The sequence below is a fragment of the Nocardia sp. CY41 genome (genome assembly GCF_009829325.1).
Classification (GTDB): domain Bacteria; phylum Actinomycetota; class Actinomycetes; order Mycobacteriales; family Mycobacteriaceae; genus Nocardia.
In genome coordinates, this window is sequence record NZ_VUOS01000132.1 from 1 (window position 1) to 814 (window position 814).

The 814-nt window shown below is 59.8% G+C and carries 1 protein-coding gene; it reads left to right on the plus strand.

The window, feature by feature from the left end; translation table 11 throughout:
* The first annotated feature begins 21 nt into the window (after positions 1-21).
* Positions 22-288 carry an integrase core domain-containing protein gene (locus GVY64_RS37040; RefSeq protein ID WP_268895722.1) on the plus strand — a complete coding sequence of 89 codons (267 nt, stop codon included), beginning with the start codon at positions 22-24 and terminating at the stop codon, positions 286-288.
* The last annotated feature ends 526 nt before the right edge of the window (positions 289-814 follow it).

Consider the following 814-nt stretch of genomic DNA (forward strand, 5'->3'; position numbering starts at 1 on the left):
AGGTTCACGGAATCACTTGCATTGCGAGGGCTCTCAGCATCGGTTGGTTCAGTGGGAGACGCCTATGACAATGCTCTGGCTGAGTCGATCATCGGTTTGTTCAAGACCGAAGTCGTCAACCGGAGTCACCCGTTCAAGACCCACACCGAGGTCGAGCTCGCGGTCATGGAGTGGTGCGATTGGGACAACAACGCACGCCTGCATTCCCGGCTGGACTACCTGACCCCGGCCGAGTTCGAGTCCGCCTACTACGCTCAGAACTCACCACGCCGACCGGCGCTGGTCTGAACACGAAGCCGGTCCCAAACCCATGACGGTTCACCTCGTCCTGACGAGCAGCAGACATCCCGCACCCAAGCCTCCACGCCGACATGATCATCCACGCGGTGATGCAGTGATCCCTTGAGCCCAAGATCGATTGATGGACAGGCCAGGCCTGTATCGGGTCAGGGGATAGAGGCTCATCCGCCAGGAATCTGGCGGTAGCAGTCCATGGCAGGTAGCGGCATACTATCCGCCACAGGCTGCAATTGTCCTGGCGCAACGCCACTTCCATGCCGGGGTGGCTTGGAAAATTATCTGCTGTAGCGCGGAAGACGGTCGGACGGTCGCGGTGAAGATGCTGCCAATCGTTCCCTGCCCGTAGATGCCCTCACCGATCACCGCGGCATGAAATCACCTCCAGCCCGGTCCCGCTCACCGAGTCGGGTTTACCGCCGGATTTCTGGCGGATGCTCCCCTGCTCCCCATTATTGCCGAAACCCTACTGGTTTACGGCATGCTCGCGTGGACGATTGAGCTGGAATGCATGACG